The sequence below is a fragment of the Paenibacillus sp. P4_E11 genome, from assembly GCF_056401635.1.
Map to the genome: position 1 here is coordinate 1 of NZ_JBFUIX010000500.1, position 1286 is coordinate 1286.

The 1286-nt window shown below is 49.5% G+C and carries 2 protein-coding genes; both read right to left on the reverse strand.

The window, feature by feature from the left end:
• A partial coding sequence (locus tag AC1DWB_RS35490) for an AraC family ligand binding domain-containing protein (RefSeq protein WP_477545763.1) occupies positions 1 to 730 on the reverse strand: 730 nt, incomplete at its 3' end.
• Positions 731 to 737: 7 nt separating this feature from the next.
• Positions 738 to 1286, reverse strand: a 549-nt coding sequence (locus AC1DWB_RS35495) for a sulfatase/phosphatase domain-containing protein (protein ID WP_477545764.1), incomplete at its 5' end; no start/stop codon positions are given.

The following is a 1286-nucleotide window of genomic DNA, read 5'->3' on the forward strand; positions in this document are numbered from 1 at the left end:
CACTTTTCCCGTACTCCTGTCCCATCAGACGGTTGAGCTGACGGACGCTAACGTTATACAAATTAGCCAGCGATTGGAGCGTAATACGGCTCTCATAATTACGCTCCATATACCCGTATATCCGTTTGGCGGTCATGTCGTAGCTTGACGCTCGATTCAATGACGAAGGCTTTTGTTTCTGCAGTAAAGTGTAATGGCGGGATAGGACGACGAGCAATTCAATCATTTGCAACCGAATCAATGTAGTATAGCCCTGACTTTGATTTTCTAATTCCCGTATCATGCTATCAAGTAATGCCAGTACGATGGCTGCATCCTGTCCACGCAGATTGAGTCGGTGATTGAATCGCACATCGCTTTTGAGGAAGGGATGTACGTAGAAATAATCCATCGATGCCGTGATTCCAAGTTCACGAAGCAAGGTATCGGGGATCAAGGACGTCATGAACAAGCAGTTAATGATATCCATCTGCTGGCCCTCTTCCACCTCATATCCATGTGTTTCACCTGGATTGATAATGAAGACATCGCCGCCTTTTATTTCATAGCTGCTTTGCTGGAATCGATGAATTCCGTGCCCCCGTTCTACATATACCAGTTCAATGAACTCGTGTCCATGTTCGCCAATCGTTTGTTGCACATAACGCTTCACGCTGCAAGGAAATTCAGACTTCATATATATGTTGCTCTTGGTAATATGTTGAACGACATCGCCGCTCGTATCTTTCACTTGCGATTCACCTTCCCTCACGTACAGCCTTGTCGAAGCGTTCTCGATCAGGGTTGCTGCACCAATCCGACCAAGTCATGCCAACAGAAGACAAGATGGCTTCTATTCGTGCCCGGAATGGCAAGCCGGCCTGCTGCAGCTGAACTTCAATCGGGTCCGGTCGTCCGTCGAGCTTAGTGGCGATCCATTCGTCCAGCTGGCGTTGGAACGATGCCGTAAGTTCCGGCTGCTCTTCTGCCAAATTCACACTTTCCGTCGGATCCTGTACCAAGTCATACAACTCATGTGCGGGACGGGTGAACGGCCCTCCGTCATATGTGCGAATGTACTTGAACTGCTCGGTTCGAATACCACGAGCCGCTTGCCAGGCACATTCGCTCAGGAAGATCTGTTCATGCGTTCCATTCGTCTCCCCCCGTATCGCGGGCCATAGACTGCGTCCATCCATGCCAGCTGGTTCTACAAGCTTCGAGAGCTCAATGTCATCCGGCTCTTGGCTGCGGATCGCTTCCAGAAGCGTTGGGAATAGATCAACTTGCTGTACAATACCGGGAAC